Origin of the sequence: Streptococcus koreensis (assembly GCF_003627135.1) — a bacterium.
In the GTDB taxonomy this organism is placed as follows: domain Bacteria; phylum Bacillota; class Bacilli; order Lactobacillales; family Streptococcaceae; genus Streptococcus; species Streptococcus ilei.
The window spans coordinates 1,039,477-1,057,511 of record NZ_CP032620.1 but is presented as its reverse complement, the minus strand read 5'-3'; the positions used below and the strand labels follow the sequence as shown (position 1 = coordinate 1,057,511).

17 protein-coding genes are annotated in these 18,035 nt (G+C 43.8%); 2 read left to right on the top strand and 15 right to left on the bottom strand.

The genetic code is table 11. From position 1 onward, the window contains the following. Nucleotides 1-9: 9 nt before the first annotated feature. The 6 genes from D7D50_RS05360 to D7D50_RS05335 form a co-directional block, all read right to left on the bottom strand. A complete protein-coding gene (locus tag D7D50_RS05360; protein WP_120701679.1) occupies nucleotides 10-510 on the bottom strand; it encodes a cysteine hydrolase family protein in 501 nt (166 codons plus the stop codon). Next, nucleotides 511-1,107 carry a bis(5'-nucleosyl)-tetraphosphatase (symmetrical) YqeK gene (gene yqeK, locus D7D50_RS05355; RefSeq protein ID WP_120701678.1) on the bottom strand — a complete coding sequence of 199 codons (597 nt, stop codon included), beginning with the start codon at nucleotides 1,105-1,107 and terminating at the stop codon, nucleotides 511-513. Next, nucleotides 1,104-1,736, bottom strand: coding sequence for a nicotinate-nucleotide adenylyltransferase (locus D7D50_RS05350; protein ID WP_120701677.1), 633 nt, complete (start codon nucleotides 1,734-1,736; stop codon nucleotides 1,104-1,106). Before D7D50_RS05350 ends, yqeK begins: the two co-directional genes overlap by 4 nt. 21 nt (nucleotides 1,737-1,757) lie before the next feature. Next, entirely contained in the window at nucleotides 1,758-2,069 is a 312-nt protein-coding gene (gene yhbY, locus D7D50_RS05345) for a ribosome assembly RNA-binding protein YhbY (protein WP_006595720.1), read from the bottom strand. A gap of 218 nt (nucleotides 2,070-2,287) precedes the next feature. Further along, nucleotides 2,288-3,394, bottom strand: a complete 1,107-nt coding sequence (gene yqeH, locus D7D50_RS05340) for a ribosome biogenesis GTPase YqeH (protein ID WP_023027189.1) — start codon at nucleotides 3,392-3,394, stop codon at nucleotides 2,288-2,290. Nucleotides 3,395-3,396: 2 nt separating this feature from the next. Continuing rightward, the gene (locus D7D50_RS05335; protein WP_120702329.1) at nucleotides 3,397-3,924 is read right to left on the bottom strand and encodes a YqeG family HAD IIIA-type phosphatase; all 528 of its coding nucleotides are present in this window, start codon (nucleotides 3,922-3,924) and stop codon (nucleotides 3,397-3,399) included. A 173-nt stretch (nucleotides 3,925-4,097) separates the two neighbouring features. Between D7D50_RS05335 and D7D50_RS05330 the strand changes: the two genes are divergently transcribed. Then, on the top strand, nucleotides 4,098-4,718 hold the full coding sequence (locus D7D50_RS05330; protein ID WP_023024202.1) for a TVP38/TMEM64 family protein: 621 nt from the start codon (nucleotides 4,098-4,100) through the stop codon (nucleotides 4,716-4,718). Nucleotides 4,719-4,902: 184 nt separating this feature from the next. Here D7D50_RS05330 and D7D50_RS05325 read toward each other — a convergent pair whose 3' ends face one another. The 9 genes from D7D50_RS05325 to D7D50_RS05285 all read right to left on the bottom strand — a co-directional run bounded on the left by D7D50_RS05325 (nucleotide 4,903) and on the right by D7D50_RS05285 (nucleotide 17,272). Next, nucleotides 4,903-5,814 carry a DMT family transporter gene (locus D7D50_RS05325; RefSeq protein WP_120701676.1) on the bottom strand — a complete coding sequence of 304 codons (912 nt, stop codon included), beginning with the start codon at nucleotides 5,812-5,814 and terminating at the stop codon, nucleotides 4,903-4,905. Between the two features lie 111 nt (nucleotides 5,815-5,925). Next, complete coding sequence (locus D7D50_RS05320; protein ID WP_120701675.1) at nucleotides 5,926-9,624, bottom strand: pullulanase; 3,699 nt, start codon at nucleotides 9,622-9,624, stop codon at nucleotides 5,926-5,928. Nucleotides 9,625-9,779: 155 nt separating this feature from the next. Then, nucleotides 9,780-10,820: a 2,3-butanediol dehydrogenase gene (locus D7D50_RS05315; protein WP_120701674.1), complete on the bottom strand. Its 1,041-nt coding sequence runs from the start codon at nucleotides 10,818-10,820 to the stop codon at nucleotides 9,780-9,782. Nucleotides 10,821-11,012: 192 nt separating this feature from the next. After that, a complete protein-coding gene (gene gatB, locus D7D50_RS05310) occupies nucleotides 11,013-12,458 on the bottom strand; it encodes an Asp-tRNA(Asn)/Glu-tRNA(Gln) amidotransferase subunit GatB (RefSeq protein WP_120701673.1) in 1,446 nt (481 codons plus the stop codon). Further along, on the bottom strand, nucleotides 12,458-13,924 hold the full coding sequence (gene gatA, locus D7D50_RS05305) for an Asp-tRNA(Asn)/Glu-tRNA(Gln) amidotransferase subunit GatA (RefSeq protein ID WP_120701672.1): 1,467 nt from the start codon (nucleotides 13,922-13,924) through the stop codon (nucleotides 12,458-12,460). Before gatA ends, gatB begins: the two co-directional genes overlap by 1 nt. After that, a complete protein-coding gene (gatC, locus tag D7D50_RS05300; RefSeq protein ID WP_002884769.1) occupies nucleotides 13,924-14,226 on the bottom strand; it encodes an Asp-tRNA(Asn)/Glu-tRNA(Gln) amidotransferase subunit GatC in 303 nt (100 codons plus the stop codon). The genes gatA and gatC overlap by 1 nt, the downstream gene beginning before the upstream one ends. 136 nt (nucleotides 14,227-14,362) lie before the next feature. Further along, nucleotides 14,363-14,932, bottom strand: coding sequence for a cysteine hydrolase family protein (locus D7D50_RS05295; RefSeq protein WP_120701671.1), 570 nt, complete (start codon nucleotides 14,930-14,932; stop codon nucleotides 14,363-14,365). Next, nucleotides 14,932-15,720, bottom strand: a complete 789-nt coding sequence (gene codY / locus D7D50_RS05290) for a GTP-sensing pleiotropic transcriptional regulator CodY (protein ID WP_023024217.1) — start codon at nucleotides 15,718-15,720, stop codon at nucleotides 14,932-14,934. The genes D7D50_RS05295 and codY overlap by 1 nt, the downstream gene beginning before the upstream one ends. A 337-nt stretch (nucleotides 15,721-16,057) precedes the next feature. Continuing rightward, nucleotides 16,058-17,272 carry a pyridoxal phosphate-dependent aminotransferase gene (locus D7D50_RS05285; RefSeq protein ID WP_120701670.1) on the bottom strand — a complete coding sequence of 405 codons (1,215 nt, stop codon included), beginning with the start codon at nucleotides 17,270-17,272 and terminating at the stop codon, nucleotides 16,058-16,060. A gap of 213 nt (nucleotides 17,273-17,485) precedes the next feature. Between D7D50_RS05285 and D7D50_RS05280 the strand changes: the two genes are divergently transcribed. After that, nucleotides 17,486-17,938 (top strand): universal stress protein, encoded by a 453-nt coding sequence (locus tag D7D50_RS05280; RefSeq protein WP_023024222.1) that lies wholly within the window; start codon nucleotides 17,486-17,488, stop codon nucleotides 17,936-17,938. The last annotated feature ends 97 nt before the right edge of the window (nucleotides 17,939-18,035 follow it).

Below are 18,035 nucleotides of genomic sequence, written 5' to 3'. Positions count from 1 at the left end.
CCTCTTTCTTTAAAAAATTGTTTTGTAGTCTAAGACATCCGCAAAACGTTCTTCCCAAATATTTTCATAAAATTCATTGAGCGTTTCTGCTGGGATATCCTCTCCATCAAAGGTTGTAACAGCTCCTTCTGGAATGACCAGCTTATAGCCGTATTCAAACCCCACTTTGACGGATGTATCGACACAATATTCTGTCTGCATGCCACACAGGACCAGTTGTTCAATCCCTTGTTGATCCAAGTATTCTTTTAATCCTGTCTCTTTAAACATGCTATTGTATCGCTTCTGAAATACCTTTTCATTTGCCTGTCTCTTCAACAGTGGAGATAACTGCCAATCTTCCGAGGTGATAGCCTCTGGCGTTTCAATATGTTGAACATAGATAATTTCGATATTCTTGCTTCTAGCCTGATCTTGTAAATAAGTAATCTTCTCTAAGAGCTTTTTTGTCTCAAAACCTGTTTCCACTAAGATATTTTGTACATCAATAATGATAAAAGCTGTCTTCACTCACTGCTCCTCTTTCAAATACTTCACAAAGGCGTTGTAGGTTTCAAGGGTTTGGGGATAAATGGGCAATCCTTGGTGGGCCAGGTGTTCGACTGTACGAGCTGTTTCATAGGCCACGGCACGATCCAAAGAGACTTGAGCGATGTCGCGCGCTTGCTCCACCCCTGGAAAGGCCCGGTTGTGTTCAATGTAATCTGCTACATAGACAATCTTGTCTAAGGTTGACATCTGCCCACTTCCCACTGTATGAATCTCAATACTGCGAAGAATAGCTGGATCTGTCAGCCCGAGATCTTCTTGGATCTTGTAAATCCCAACCATTCCATGCCAGACATTGTTGCCCCAGTTTTTTAAAGCTGGATCCAACTCATAGCGATCAATCAAGTCTAAAAATTCCTGATCCGATAATTTCTTAGCATAGTCATGCAACAAACCTGCTAGGCCAGCCTGTTCTTCATCTGCACCATAGCGTTTGGCCAAGTCACGTGCGGCCTTCTCAACTCCTAAACAGTGGGTTAACCGTTTTTCTGGCAGGATTTGACCCATTTTTTCGAGCAAGACCTCACGAGAAAATCCGAGATAGTTTTCATAGGTCATTGATACAAACCTTCTTTCTTGATGAAGTCCAAGACTGGTTTTGGAAGCATAAAGTTGGGCGTCCGACCTTGAGCGATAAACTCGCGAACCATGCTAGAAGAGATATCCATCAAGGGAACATCGACCCAAATCACGGGGTAAGAGGTTCCCGCCTTGTAACGGGGACGTTGAACACCGACAAACTGGACCATCTCCACTAACTCGTCAATCCGATACCATTTTGGCAGGTAGTCCACCATATCGGCTCCAATGATAAAGTAATAGTCTGTATCAGGGTCTCGCTCATTGAGCAACTTCATCGTATCGTAGGTATAAGAAATCCCTTTACGCTCTAGCTCAATCGTCTCGATTTCTAGTCCTTCAATCCCTTCAATGGCTAGTTCTAACATTTTCAGGCGATGACGCTCATCAATGGTTTCTTTTTTATCCACATGCGGAGGCTCATATTCTGGCATGAGAAGGACCTTGTCCAAGCCCAATTGTTGGCGGACCTGGTCCGCAACTACAAGATGGGCATTATGGACAGGATTGAAATTCCCTCCGAGGATTCCCACTTGTTTGCGTTTCTTATCTTTGATCTCTGGCTCTAACTCCACCTTGGTAAAGGGGGTTAATAGTTCAATGGCCATATACCTGCTCTCCTGTGTCTCTTAGATCTCTTTTACTTTGACTGAAATCTTCCGGTTTTCTTTTTTGCTTGATTGTTTGTACAAAATCAGGATGCGTCCAATTTTTTGAACCGTATCCACACCGATTTCTTCTTCCAAGATTTCCGCTACTTCATGAATGTTCTCATCTGTATTTTGAAGAAGGGTCACCTTGATCAGTTCGCGAGCGTCTAGTGCTTGGCGAACACTGGTTTTGATTTGGTCATTGAGCCCGTTTTTCCCGATTTGGATAATGGGTTTGAGGCTGTGGGCTTGGCTATTGAGGAAAGCCCGTTGTTTGGATGTTAATGTCATGTTTTTACAATGCTTCTTTTTTGATACTTTTCTCTTGTGGTGGCGGTCGTCAGCGACCTCCTTACGGAGTTCCATGACTTAAATTTGAGCCTAGGTCTCAAACTTTCCGCGCCTAAGTAGTAAAACATCTACTTAGGCTTTCACCACAGTGAAAAGTATCCTTTCTAGGCTCGTTGCACTCGCCCCTGTCTAAAAAGAAACGGTTTCCTTTCATATTTTTAAATGATAGCTTTGCGTGATACGACGGCGACGCCTTCTGGTGCCCAGACGGCTACTTTAGCTTCTCCATTGACACGGATCCAGCCAAGTCCAGAAATGACGAGGTCCGTCTTGTCCTTGATGGTAAACTCATGGGAAACCAATGGTGGGAAGTCTTCCTTTTCCTTGCTATTAGGAGGGGTTAGTAAGCCTCCGACATGCTTGTCGTAAAAGGCCGTCGCTCCTTCGAGTTTGGTTCGGTGAAGCTTGAGTTCGTTATCAAAGAAAGCTGTGAAACCTTGCTTTTCTCCCTTGATAAAGTCAAAGCGCCCCAAACCACCCAAGAAGAGGGTTTGCTCGGGGTTGAGCTGATAAGTCTTGGGCTTGATTTCCTTTTTAGGGCTGACATACTTGAGGTTTTTAGCTGTCAAGTAGTGAGCCATCTGGTGGCGATGGATAATCCCCGGTGTATCGTAGATGTAGGATCCATCGTCCAGTGGGATTTCAATCTTATCCAGTGTCGTCCCTGGGAAGCGAGAGGTCGTGATGATATCCTTGTCCCCAGTGATTTCTTGGATAATCGCATTGATGAGGGTCGATTTCCCTACGTTGGTCACACCCACCACGTAAACATCACGGCCTTTGCGGTGTTGCTCAATCTTTTCCATCAAATCCTTGATGGCACTCTTGTTTTGGGCAGAGGTGAGGACCACATCGACAGGACGCATACCTTCTTCGTGGGCTCGCTCCATCAACCAATGGGTCACCTTGTTGTCCTTGACAGACTTGGGCAGGATATCCTTTTTATTTCCGACCAAGAGGACATCATTTCCTGCTACAAAACGAGGCAATCCAGGAATGACGGAGCCATTAAAGTCAAAAATATCCACTACATTGACCACGAGGGCATCACTATCTCCTACTTCGTGAAGCAATTTTAGGAAATCATCATCTGTCAGATGCACATCTGTAATTTCATTGTAGTGACGGAGACGGAAACAGCGTTGGCAATAAACTTCGCCTGTTTCCAATCCCTTTTCAAGAGCTGATTGGGGAGTATAGCCTAGTCCCTCTTTGTTTTCTGTCTGAATGGGCGCTCCACAGCCAATACAGAATAATTCTTCCATTCTTAAATTCCTTTTTTGTATACAATCGGACCATATTTTTCGGCCATTTGCTTCATAACACGGCGTTCACGCGCTCGGTTGATCTGGGTCTTGATGGAATCATGCTTGACCAAAGGCTTAACCAAAATCGAACGAATGCCCGCCCGATGAGCAGCCCGAATATCGGTCATCAGTTGATCCCCCACCATGACCACTTCATTTTTCTCATAGTGGAAACGCTTGAGAGCCCGATCAATCCCAAAGGTAAAGGGCTTGAGTGACCAAGCTTCATAGTCAATATCAAATTTCTCAACCGCACGTTTGACCCGTTTAGGACTATTATTGGACACCACGATGACCCGAATCCCGCCATCACGAAGGTCATGCAACCACTGGCGCATTTCAGGAGTTCCATCCGGATTATTCCAAGCAATCAAGGTATTATCCAAATCCACAAGGACCGCCTTGATGCCCTCTTTTTTCAAGTCTGCAACGGTGAGATCGTAGGCCACTTCCACCGCAAAATCTGGTTTGTAATTTTCGATTGACACGTTGTTCTCCATTTTTTATATTCTCTTCATTGTAGCATAATTGGACGTATTTTGCACTTGCTTCATCGCCCCTATTGGAAAAAGCATAGTTTGGTTTGTTATCTAAAATAGACAAAATCGTTACAAACTTTCAAAAACATGATATAGTAGTAGAAAAACTACACGGAAGAGTTATGATAGCAAAAGAAAAAAAATTGAGGGAGGTTTCTCCTCTCCTCCAAAAAATCATCAATTGGTCCTCCATCATTGGAGCCCTTGCAACCCTTGCTTTCTGTATCTGGGCCTACTTTGCTGGTATCCTCCAATCCAAGGAAACCTTGTCGGCCTTTATTCTCCAAGCAGGAATCTTTGGACCTCCTCTCTTTATCCTTCTTCAGATCCTTCAAACAGTGGTCCCTATTATCCCCGGCGCTCTAACATCTGTCGCTGGTGTCTTTATCTATGGCCACATCGTTGGGACCGTTTATAACTACATTGGAATTGTCATTGGCTGTGCCATTATCTTCCAGCTCGCAAGAATGTACGGGCCTAAGTTTGTCCAGTCTATGGTCAGTCAGAAGACTTACGACAAGTATATTAACTGGCTCAATGAAGGCAAACGGTTCGATCGCTTCTTTATCTTCATGATGATCTGGCCCATCAGCCCTGCAGACTTCCTCTGCATGTTAGCTGGTTTGACCAATATGACCTTCAAACGCTACATGACGATTATTATTTTGTGCAAACCGATTACTTTGGTCATCTACACCTACGGTCTCACCTATATCATCGACTATTTCTGGCAAATGATGTAAAAAGAGAGTGGGACAGAAATCGGTAATTCGTAAGAATTCGATTTCGTCGTCCCACCTCCGCACAGTTGAGTAGGGCTGTAAAAGCTGATGAAATCAGCGTAGTAGAGCCCACTCAACCACTGCGTCTTGCTCGACAATCCAAAGACAATTGAGAGGCTAGGACTTTTGTCCCAGCCTCTTTTATTTATAGAATCCCTTTTTCCTTTTGAATAATGAAGTCTTTTAGGGTGATGAGGAGGACTGCTAACAGAATCATGCCCATCCCCAAAAAATCAATGATAAAGAAATGTTCCTTCATAATGACAAAGGCAAAGAAAACCGCCGAAATCGGCTCAAAGGATGCCAGCAAGCTTCCTTTAACAGCCCCTACCAGAGAGGTCCCTTTCAGAAAGGCTGTATAGGCAAAAATCGTCCCAATGACCACCAAACCAAAAAGAGCCATCCAGGTATCCAGTCTGTAGTTTCCAGAAGAAGAAAGAAGACCGCTAAAAGGGAGCATCAAGATTCCTGGAATGGCCATCCCAACTCCAATTACCAGCATACTTCCCCATTTTTGAATCAATTTAAGAGGTAAAATGATATAGAGGGCATAGGCAAAGGCTGACACCACTCCCCAAGCCAAACCTTTGGGATTAATGGCCAGATGGTTGACTTGACCGTGTGTTGCTATTAAGAATGTGCCACCAATCGCTAGAAGCATCGAAACCACTTCTGCTAGTGTAGGGGCCACTCTATCCTTGACACAGGTATAAGCCAAAATACCCACTGGACAGAGATACTGTAACACAGTGGCTGTCCCAGCATTGGATTCTGCAATCGCCTCTAAATAGGTTAGCTGAGTCAATAACAATCCTAAAAAGGCAAAATTAAGGAGCGGAAGGTAGGAAGATTTATCTTTGACAAAGGCCAAAAACTTCTCCTTATCTGCAAGGCAGGAAAGAATAATAAGGACAATGCCAGAAAAAAGTAAACGAAGATTTGTTAAGCCAATAGCCGAAAATCCGTGAACCATTAAATATTGCCCGCTGACTCCGGATAGTCCCCAAGCAATCCCCGCTATTAAAGTAATCAGAGTCCCTTTTAGAGTTGTAGACATGCTGCCTCCACAGATTTTTTTTACATCCTAATTGTAACACAAAAATCAGCCCAAATGGGCTGATTTACTGTAGGATTTAAAAAGTATTTTTAAGGGCCTATCTAGAAGAGATTAGTCCTCTTTTCTCCCTTTCTTAGCCATCCCTAATCCGAGACTACCTAAAAGTAGAAGCCCGGCCAAGCTGGTGAGGTTGGAGCTCGCTTCTCCTGTTTGAGGAAGCGCGCGGGCTGGACTTGCTTCTTCTCCATTTTCAACTGACACGGAGTCATGATGAGGAGCTAAAGCTTGAACCTCTGTATTTTCTTTCTTTTGAGCAAGAAGCTGTGGCGTCGGTTGAGCAGTTTGCGAAGGAAGGACTTTCTTTGGAGATGGAGATACCGGCGTATGGTATTCAGGACGATCCGGGAGAACAGGATTTTCAACTTCTTCCTTAGTAGACAAGCGCAAGATAGTTGCTGTTAATGCATCGAGTCGAAGTCCTGTTTCTGTCCAAGAAATTCCTTTTGGATCAGTCAAATTGATAACACCTGCACGTTCCCCATCCACTAGAACATCCGCATTTCTAAAGCGTTCTAGGTCAGTTCCTAGAGCAAAATCACGCGCCTTGGTATCTGCATTGACCAATACCAAGTATACTTCTCCATTGCTGGCAGTGATTTGGTAGCCAATCACCTGATCCTCTTCTTCCACACCATTCTCACCTGGAATCGTCAAAAGCTTGACGCGACTCTTCACTTCTTCCATGTTATCCATCCGGAAGGCATCTGTCGACTTACGAAGGGCAATCAATCCTTTGGTGAAGGCGCGAGAGCGCGTATTCTCTGGATAGAGGGCTTCATTGGTTGCTTTTTCCCAATCAAAGTGGTTGACGGCATCACTTGAGTCATAGGAATCATGGATAAAGTAAGGGTAGTCAAATGGTTTTCCATTTTCATCTACCAACAAATGAGATTTGTTTGGAACCTTGTCATCAGAAACTGGCGTGCGGTAAGCTGGATCCTTGAACTGCTTGGTCCGACCATATTCTTGACCAGAATGAAGGAAAGGTGTGCCTTGAGCTGTCAAGACCAGCAAATTTCCGAGACGCAAGCGACGATGGATCTCCGCATTATTAGCTGGAATGCTAGGATCTTTCTTGATAGACTGAGCGATAATATCAAAGAGGGTCAAATTATCGTGGGCTGCAATGTATTGGATAACATCACCGGGACTATCTGCCTCAAAATTGGTTGGCTGTGCGATGAGATTCTTAAAGATAGTTGCAATCTTTCGTTTTCCATTGGTGATAAAGGCTGGTTGTCCCTCATTTGGATAGCCCGATTTTAGATTGTTACGAACATCATCTGAGAATACTGCAACCGTGTCTGTTTTCTTCATCCAGGATTGGTCTGCTGGTTGTACAGGACTGTTTTCATCACCTGCATAGGTCACCCAGCCTTCTCCCAACATGATCAGATTTGGGTTTAGAGCCCGGGCTGCCTTGTAGGCTTCTTCGATAGAGGCCGCATCATGGTCGCCCATCATATCAAATCGGAAACCGTCTACCTTGTAAGTATCCACTAAATACTTGATCGAATCGACCAAGACCCGTTTGGACATGTAGTGGGTTGTACCCAAGCGTCCACCACCAAAGCTCGTCCGAGGCGTCCCATCCGCATCCATGAAATGGTAGTAATTTGGCTCGATATCTTCAAAGATGTCGACATTCGCTGTATGGTTATAGACAACGTCTAGGACCACTCCCATTCCTCGCTTATGAATTTCATTGACCAAATTCTTGAATTCTTCAATTCGTTTTTGAGGATTGCTTGGATCGGTTGAGTACATACCTGTCAAGGCAAAGTAGTTCTGTGGATCATATCCCCAGTTGTAGTTGCTATTGCTTGAGGCATACTCTAACAAGCGCTCGTTGTTTTTTAATTCATTGACGTGGTAATAAGATAGAACTGGTAAGAGTTGAATGTGCGTTACACCAAGGTCTTTGAGGTAATCCAATTTTTCAACAAAGGAGGCAAAGGTCCCAAATTGACTCTTAAGCTCTGATGCCAAAGCCGGATCAGAAGTGAAATCTCGGACATGGGCTTCATAGATGATAGCATCTTCCCGTTTCTTAAAGTTTGGAATGGACGCATAGGTTAAGTCACTCGGACCTAATCTACTTGGATCAACAAAGGCTGCTTTTGCTACCTTATGGACATCATCTGTCTTGGCCAATTCACTGTTCCAAGCTGCCAACGATTTGGCATAAGGATCAAGGACTGTGAAGGTTTTCCCTTGGCGTTCAATTTCATACTGGTAGAAATAGCCGGTATAATCTTGGATTCCCAGTCCTGAATCACCTGAAAGAGTCTGCTTCCAAGTGCCTCGCTCCCCTTTTTCCAGAGCCACACGGCCAACTAGTTTTTCAGAATCCTTCTTATCATAGACGACAACAGATACTTTGTCCGCACTTGGTGACCAGAGGGTGAGATCCACTTTTTTCCCAGCTTCATGAAGATGAGCTCCGAGAGTCCCATCATAGCTATAGGCTTCATCCTTGAGGCGCCAGTTCATTTTGGTCGTAAAGCGGTCATTATCGTATTGAACGGTATAGGACTGATCAACTTGTGAGAAATCCCCCGTATAGGTTACTTTCTTGCCTTTCTCATCTAAAAGCAGGTCCGAGATGGTGACAGGATTGCCCTGAGCATCCGTGATCTTGGTCCGCTTGAGCAACTCCTCTTTCTGTGCTCCAGCCAAGGTCGAGAAGCTGGCTTCAATTTTTTCTTTACCGACATGTTGAGCCCCCGTCATACGGATATCGTTGACATAGTATGGGTTGGTGTAAACGGTCGGATCATCATCCCGTAAGAAGATCTGGCTATGGTTTTTCAAATCAGTAAATTTATAATCTTCTTGTCGAATCTTCACATCATCTCCAGACTTGCTCTCGTCCAATAATAAGAAACCGAATTCTTTTGCAGCTTCCTTTAGGGGGATATCGATGTAACGACCATATTTCCCTGTCGCTGTAAAATCTGTCCCATCTGGCCAGGCGGCACTGCTCGGATTTTGTACATCTCCCCAATACCAGAGAGATTTTTTGTCATAGTTGCCATCTGTCCGGTAGTAATTTACTCGGACAGTTCCCTCTGCTTGAGGCTGGTAAGAATAAACTTTAAATTTGTCGTCCAACCAAGCTTCATTCATTTTTGGAGAAAGCAATTCAATTGACTTGTCCCCTGTGATATTGTCCCCTTTAACATTGTTGATGAGGAAGCTAATCTTCTTAGCCTGATCATTTTTAAGCTTGACATCTAAATAATAGCCATAGTCATCTGTCTTTGCATCCTTAAAGGATTGGGCACCTGTCGGCCAGTTTTCAGATGGTTTTTCAACATCATCCCAGGTCCAAAGGCCTTGCGTTTCCTTGTTTTCTTCCGGTAGCTTTTTCACGTGAATCCGGATAGTCTGATCAGCAATCGGTTCCTCTGCCTTCTCAGACTTCGTAGATACCACTTCTTCAGTGAGTGCGCTTACATTTTCAGGCGCTGTAACACTTTCATCCGCCACTTTTGGGGTTCCAATTGTCTCAGTCTTCGTAGCTGGTTTCACATCAGATGAAGAACTCACCTCTTCATTAGAAGGGCTTGTCACCACTTCTGAGGCTTGTGCAGGGGTGTTGATGGCTTCATCCGCACTGACCGGACTAGCAAAGGCCGTTAATAAGGCTAAACTTGTCGCAATCGCAACCGAACCAACACCATTTTTCAATCGACGAATCGCATAGACGACTTGTTTATCGCCTGTCACAGAAGGTTTCTGTTTCATAAATGTCTCCTTAAAATGATTAGTGTTCAACCAGTATAGCATGTTAAAATTATTTATGCAAGCGTTTTCGTAATTTATACTACCTTTTTCTATTGTTCTCCCTCATTAAAAAAACCAGTCCAAATGGACTGGTTATATTCTAAAAGTATGGTAGATTATGGCTCAACTAAAATCTTAATTTGGGCCTTGTCTTGTGTTAATTCAACAAATCCTTCTTCAACGATATTTTCCAATTTAATTTTCTTGGTCACCAATTTTTCAGCAGAGAAGTAGCCTTGTTCCATCAATTCCAATACTTTAGGGAAGATGTGGCGATAAGCGATAATCCCTTTGAGGGTCTTTTCTTGAATGGCGAATTCATTTGGATTGATGCTGGCTTCACGTTCCCAAATAGAAACAACCATACACTCACCAGCCTTATGCACAGCTGCCAAAGCTTGTCCAAGAACAACAGGAACCCCTGTCACTTCATAAGAAACATCCGCTCCACCATCCGTCAAACGATGAATGGCTTCAACGATTGATTCACCTTCTTCTGGGCGAACCACAATGGCACCCAATTCTTCAGCCTTAGCTTGGCGTTCAGGAGACAATTCAACCGCATAAATTTTCGATGCTCCAGCTGCACGGAGAGCTTCCACGATCAAAAGACCGATTGGGCCCAAACCAAAGATAACAGCTGTATCCCCAGTTTTCAAAGCAGACTGACGAACTGCATAAACGGCAACAGCAGCAGGTTCTGTAAGAGCAGCTTGTTCATAGCTCAAGCTATCTGGAATCACATGGACCAAATCTCCATCTAGGACACAATATTTAGCAAAACCTCCATCTGCAGCAAGGCCAACAAAATTCAAGTTTGGATCGAGGTTATAATCACCAATTAAGTTGTGTTTTGCCAAAATTGGTTCGATTGTTACACGATCCCCAACTTTGACACGAGTCACATCACTTCCGACTTCCACAATTTCACCTGAGAATTCATGCCCTAGAGTTACTGGTGCCTTTTGACCAGAGTAAACATGCTCTTCAGTTGGAATAAAAATTGGTCCGTCTAAGTATTCATGCAAGTCTGTTCCACAGATTCCTGCAAATTTAACAGCAACCTTTACTTGATGCGGAAGGATATTTGGTACTTCTACTTCCTCGATGCGAACGTCCTTCTTGCCATGCCAGCGAGCAGCTTTCATTGTTTCCATATGATTCTCCTATTTTTCTATGAATTGCAATTCCCTTTCAGGAAACCCGATAATCATATTGTAAGCCTTTTCACAAACTTTGTCAAGGAGGATTGAAAGCTTAACTGACTATTTTCCATTCGAAAATAGATATAATTTTCACCCCACTTATGAAGTACTAAAAAAACAGACACCAAAAGGTGCCCGTTCCGTTTATTCACTGTCTTTCAACTTCGCCAATTCTTGGGCAAGTAACTTGAGGGCTACTTGTGGGTTGGCTTGGCCTTTGGTTGCTTTCATAAGGAAGCCGGTGAAGGCCTTGTCCGCATTCCGCTTCCCTGACTTAAAGTCGGCAACGGCTGCTTCATTGTCTGCAAAGACTTGATGGATGATTGGGATTAAGATTTCAGGGTCTGAAATTTGTACCAATCCAGCTTTTTCGACGTATTCACGCGCGCCACCACCGTTTTTCGCCAAATGAACGAAGACTTTCTTGGCAATCTTAGATGAAATGGTTCCATCTTCGATGATGGCAATCATTTCCACCAAGTTTTCTGGTGTCAATTGGATTTCTTCCAGCGTCTTGCCTTCTGCGTTCAAGAATTGTGCGACTTCACCTTGGAGCCAGTTAGACACTTGTTTGGCATCGCCACCAAGGGCTACGGCTGCTTCAAAGAAGTCAGAAGTAACTTTCGTCGCTGTCAATTGGTTGGCATCATAGTCAGACAAGCCAAGCTCTGCCACGTAGCGAGCACGACGGTCTTTTGGAAACTCTGGCAACTCTGTGCGCATTTCCTCGATCCACTCATCTGAGATTTCAAACAAGGGAAGGTCTGGTTCTGGGAAGTAACGGTAATCCGCTGCTCCTTCTTTGACACGCATAAGAATGGTGCTCTTATTCGCTTCATCATAACGGCGTGTCTCTTGACGAATGACCCCACCTGATCGCAAGATTTTCGCTTGGCGCTGTACTTCGTATTCAAGACCTTTACGGACGTTTGAGAAAGAGTTCAAGTTTTTCAACTCCGTCTTGGTACCGAATTCCTCTTGGCCGTATGGGCGAAGGGAAATGTTGGCATCGACCCGCATCGATCCTTCTTCCATCTTGACGTCTGAAATACCAGTGTACTGGATGACTTCTTTCAAAGCTGTCAAATAAGCGTAGGCTTCTTCTGGAGAACGCATATCTGCTTCAGATACGATTTCGATCAATGGGACCCCTTGACGGTTGAGGTCTACATAAGAGAAACCGTCTGTTCCGTGGGTGTTCTTACCGGCATCTTCTTCCAAGTGAGCACGTTCAATCCCAATTTTCTTAGTCGTACCGTCTTCTAGTTCCACTTCAATCCAACCGTTATATCCGATTGGCTCGTCAAATTGTGAGATTTGGTAGGCCTTTGGATTATCAGGGTAGAAATAGTTCTTACGGTCAAAGTGCATGTGCTGATGAATATCCATATTCAGCGCCAAAGCAGCCTTGATCCCAGCATCCACAACACCCTTGTTCAAGACAGGAAGCACCCCTGGGAAAGACCAGTCAATCACATTGGTATTGGCATTTTGCTCGTTTCCAAAATGGGCAGAGGTTGGTGAGAAAATTTTTGAGTTTGTATTCAATTCAACGTGGACTTCAAGTCCGATGACTGTTTCAAAGTTCATTAATTGTCACCTCCGAAAATAAGGGGTTGTTGCTTGTGGTAATCCGTCGTTGCTTCAAATGCTGCTGCGGCTTGATAGATCGTTTCTTCGGAATACTTAGGACCAATCAACTGCAAACCAACTGGCAGTCCTTGGGCAAAGCCTGCAGGAATCGAAATCCCTGGTAGACCTGCCAAGTTAACTGGAATGGTCAACAAATCCGCCAAGTACATTGCAACTGGATCATGGCTGAGCGAATCCAAATCAAAGGCTACACTTGGTGCTGTAGGACCTAAAATCAAATCGTAATCCGCAAAGACTTTTTCAAAGTCTTGGATAATAAGGGTCCGGACTTGACCAGCCTTCTTGTAGTATGCATCGTAGTATCCTGATGACAAACTAAAGGTCCCCAGCATGATCCGGCGTTTGACCTCATCACCAAAGCCTTGGCTACGAGTGTTCACGTAGATGTCATCTAAGTTCTTGGCATCTTCCGCACGGAAACCATAGCGAATACCGTCGAAACGTTGCAAGTTTGAAGAAGCTTCAGATGAAGCGATGATGTAGTAAACGGCAACCCCGTATTTAGAATGAGGCAAGCTGACTTCTTCGACAGTTGCTCCCAATTTTTCAAAGTGTTTGGCCGCATTAAGGATAGTTTCTTTGACTTCTGGGTCAATCCCTTCACCGAGGTATTCCTTCGGAAGGGCAATCTTCATGCCTTTGATGTCTTGACCAATCTTAGAAGTAAAGTCAGCTACACGTACAGGGGCAGATGTCGAGTCCTTGGCATCTTCGCTGGCAATGACATTGAGCAAGAGGGCATTTTCCTTGACCGTTGGTGCAAATGGTCCAATTTGGTCGAGTGAGCTACCAAAGGCAATGAGACCAAAACGGGAAACTGTTCCATAAGTTGGTTTGAGACCAACAATCCCGTTGAAAGCAGCCGGTTGGCGGATGGAGCCACCAGTATCTGAACCAAGGGACAAACGGACTTGACCTGAAGCTACAGCTGCAGCAGAACCACTAGAAGATCCACCAGGCACCTTGCTGTGGTCCCAAGCATTCTTGGTTGGTCCATAGTAAGAAGTCTCACCAGATCCACCCATGGCAAATTCATCCATGTTGGTCTTCCCGATGACAATCATATCTTTGGCTTTGGCATTGGCAACAGCTGTCGCATCAAAGATTGGCTCGTAGTTATAGAGCATTTTTGATGCCGCAGTCGTCAAGATGCCATCTGTTGAGATATTGTCTTTGACAGCGAGTGGAATCCCTGACAGGAGGTTGTCTGCATCGATTCCTTTTTCATCAATAGCCTTGGCTTGTGCAAGGGCAGCTTCTTCGGCCACCGTTACAAAAGCATTAACCGCTTCTTCACGCGCCTTGATATCGTCAAGCGTCGCTTGTGTCAATTCCGTTGCTGAAATTTCCTTAGAGACAAGGAGAGCGTGTAACTCTTCAATGGTTTTATGGTTGAATGACATTAGGCATCTCCTCCATCTTCTAGGATAGCTGGTACCTTGATGTAGTAGTTATCTTTTTCAGGTACATTTTTAAACAAGCGGTCACGGTCCGTCCCTTTTTCAGCAACATCCGGACGCAATACGGTCTTACGATCCGCCATGGTTGTTGTTGGAGCCACACCGGTTGTGTCCACTTCTTCCAACAATTCCACCATGTCGACAATTTTAGACAAGGTTGTCGCAAACTCAGCTGTCTCTTCTGGAGAGAATTTCAATTTTGAAAGATTGGCAACGTGGGTTACCTCTTCTTGCGTAATTTTCATCTTGCTTCCTTTCGTGAAATGATGATTTTTCAATACCCTCTATTTTACCATATTTTTAGTATTTATGCGGTAGTTTGGCAAGAAAATAGAGTCCGAGGAAGGCTAGGCATTAGGCCATTCTCCTCGAACTCTAATCTTACAATTCTTCTAATTGTTCATTCACCACTTTTGCTCCCAAAACATGTTTGAAATGATTTAAAGCAAACTGGTGATTTTCAGGAGTGAGCGACGCCACTGCAGGCGCGACCACTTCGATCTGATAGCCCAGATTATAGGCATCTACTGCTGTATGGAGGACACAAATGTCCGTTAAGACTCCCGTCAAAATAACCGTATCTACGCCACGTTCCCGGAGGCGGATATCCAGATCAGTTCCTGAAAAAGCAGAATAATGACGCTTGTCCATCCAAAAGACACGTGGATCCGCTTGATGTTGCTGATAAAAATCAGCTAAGGGGCCGTACAAGTCCCGCCCACTGGTCCCAATGATATTATGGGGTGGGAAAAGCTTGCTCTCTGGATGAAAGGGATCATTCCCTTCATGAGCATCAATAGCAAAAAAGACATAGGCACCTTGATCAAAGGCCCACTGGGTCACCTGGGCAATGCTCTCAGAAATGGCTTGTGCAGGAGCTCCTGCAGTAAGCTTACCTTCATCCGCTACAAAATCAAAGGTGTAGTCAATCGAAATTAACGCTTTAGTCATTAGTAGTCTCTTTTCTTAATTTCTTCAAAAATATCTGGGATCAACACCTTGAGGTAGGTTCCCTTCATCCCAAGCGAACGACTTTCAATAATTCCTGCTGACTCCAGCTTCCGCAACGCATTGACAATCACAGAGCGCGTAATACCAATCCGATCCGCAATGACAGAAGCCGTCAACTGTCCTTCATTTCCTTTCAATTCACCAAGGATAGCAGAAACTGCCCGCAATTCTGAATAGGACAAGGTGTTCACAGCCATATTGACTGCAGTACGGCGACGAATATTTTTCTCGTCTTCCTCTCGTTGGAAGTTCAACATTTGAATCCCAACTACTGTACTAGCAATCTCAACCAAGATCAAATCATCGTCATCAAACTCTTTATCATTGCGCCAGATAATCAAAGATCCCAAGCGAATCCCAGATACATGAATAGGAGCAATGGTCGTCAAGCCATCAGGAAATTCAGACTTGGTCTCTACTGGAAAGATACTTAAATCGTGGTCCACATCTAAATTTGCCTCTGTATCATAGACTAAACTAGCTGCTTTAGCATAATCTTCTGGTAATTTTTTATTGTCAAAAAAAGCCTCAACCCGGTCATTATTAGTCTTGTAACGCATGAAATAACCAAGGAGAGTCCCCTTGCTATTAATAATACAAGCATTACAATGAATGATATCAGCCAGTTGACGGGCAATTGCATTGTAAGGCATTTCGTCTTGCAACTGTTCTTCAGAACGCTTCAAGATAGATGTAATTTTTCTCGTTTTTTCTAATAATTTAGCCATAATAAACCTCGCATATAGTCAGCTAAAGTATATCATATAAGCGAGGGAATTTCAATCAAATTATCTGAAAATTATTTATTTTTTCTACAATTCTATTCAATTCAGAATAATTATCCTTATGTAACAAAATATTCGCTTCACTCAGTCAAAAAAGAGGCTGGGACAAAAATCCCAGCCTCTCAATTGTCTTTGGATTGTCTAGCAAGACGCAGTAGTTGAGTGGGCTCTATTACACTGATTTCATCAGCTTTTACAGCCCTACTCAACTGTGCGGAGGTGGGACGAAGAAATCGAATTCTAACGAATTAACGATTTCTGTCCCACTCTCTCTATCTGCTTATCGTTTGTATTGTTTTAAGAAACGGGTCATCTTCTCTTGAATTTGAGCCAATTCTTCTACTCGAGGAAGGTAAACGATCCGGAAATGATCTGGCTCTTTCCAGTTGAATCCACGTCCGTGAACCAAAAGAACCTTTTCTTGTTTCAAGAATTCCAAGACAAATTGCTCATCATCATCTACTCGGTACATTTCTCGATCAATCTTAGGGAAGATATAGAGACCGGCTTTTGGTTTGACAGCTGAGAGTCCTGGAATATCATTGATGGCCTTATAGATAAAGTTCCGTTGTTCGTAGATTCGACCACCTGGAAGCAAGAGTTCGTCCACTGACTGGTAGCCTCCCAAAGAAGTCTGAACCACTTGTTGAGCCAACACGTTTGAACACAGGCGCATATTAGAGAGCATGTTCAAACCTTCGATATAGCCTTTCACATGGTGTTTGGGTCCAGACAAGACCATCCAGCCCACACGGAAGCCCGCGATGCGGTGTGATTTGGACAAACCGTTCATGCTAACACAGAACAAATCTGGCGCCAGGCTGGCAATCGCAGTATGTTTTTCTCCATCCATAACTAAGCGATCATAGATTTCATCTGCAAAGATAATCAAACCATGTTGACGCGCAATCTCGACGATTTCCAACAACACCTCATCTGGATAGAGAGCCCCGGTCGGGTTATTGGGATTGATCACGACGATGGCCTTGGTGTTTGAGGTGATCTTAGATTTGATATCATCAATATCTGGGTACCACTCTGCTTCTTCATCACAGATATAATGCACAGCATTACCACCTGCTAGGCTGACTGCCGCTGTCCATAGAGGATAATCTGGCATTGGCACGAGAACTTCATCGCCATTATCCAACAAACCTTGCATGGACATTACGATTAGCTCACTAACACCATTCCCAATATAGATGTCATCAATCTCAACATTCGGAATCTTTTTCAATTGGCTATACTGCATAATTGCCTTACGGGCAGAAAAAATTCCTTTTGAATCTGAATACCCTTCACTATCCCGAGCATTCATAATCAAATCATGAATGACTTCATCGGGAGCCGTGAAACCAAATTCAGCCGGATTTCCTGTATTTAAGCGAAGGATCTTCTCCCCGTTTGCCCGCATGCGCATCGCTTCTTCTAATACTGGACCACGAATATCGTAAGCAACGTGCTCTAGCTTGACGGACTTATTGTATTCTTTCATGATTTTTTCCTCACTTTATCAAACTGCTTCCATTATACCACTAGTTAATCTTGAGTACAACTGAGCAACCTCTTTCATTCTAGATGAAATCCTATAGATAGCTTATTTGACCTTTACTTTCTATGCTAAAAAGTTTAAAATATAATTATAGGTAACATAAATGGGCTCATCCATTTCATTTTCACGTTTTCAAGCACTAAAGGAGGACGGAACATGTCTCAAAAATACGAAAACATTATGGTTGCAGTTGATGGATCTCGCGAAGCTGAACTCGCTTTTGAGAAAGGTGTGAATGTAGCCTTGCGAAACGGTTCAAAACTTACCCTTGCTCATGTCGTTGATACACGTGCCTTACAAAGTGTCTCTAGTTTTGATGCCGAAGTGTATGAAGGATTCCAAACAGAGGCTAATGAACTATTAGAAGGTTATATCAAACGTGCAAAAGAAGCCGGTGTCCAAAATATTGCTTCAGTGGTCGAAATGGGAAATCCAAAAGTCCTCTTAGCGACTGATATCCCTGAAGCAGAGGAAGTTGATCTCATCATGGTTGGGGCGACTGGTCTAAATGCTTTTGAACGTTTACTAGTTGGCTCTTCTTCTGAATACATCCTCCGCCATGCCAAAGTTGATTTGTTAGTGGTTCGTGAGACCGAAAAGACCTTATAAACTTTATAAAAAACAAAGAGGCTGGGACAAAAGTCCTAGCCTCTCAATTGTTTTTGGATTGTCGAGCAAGACGCAGTGGTTGAGTGGGCTCTACTAC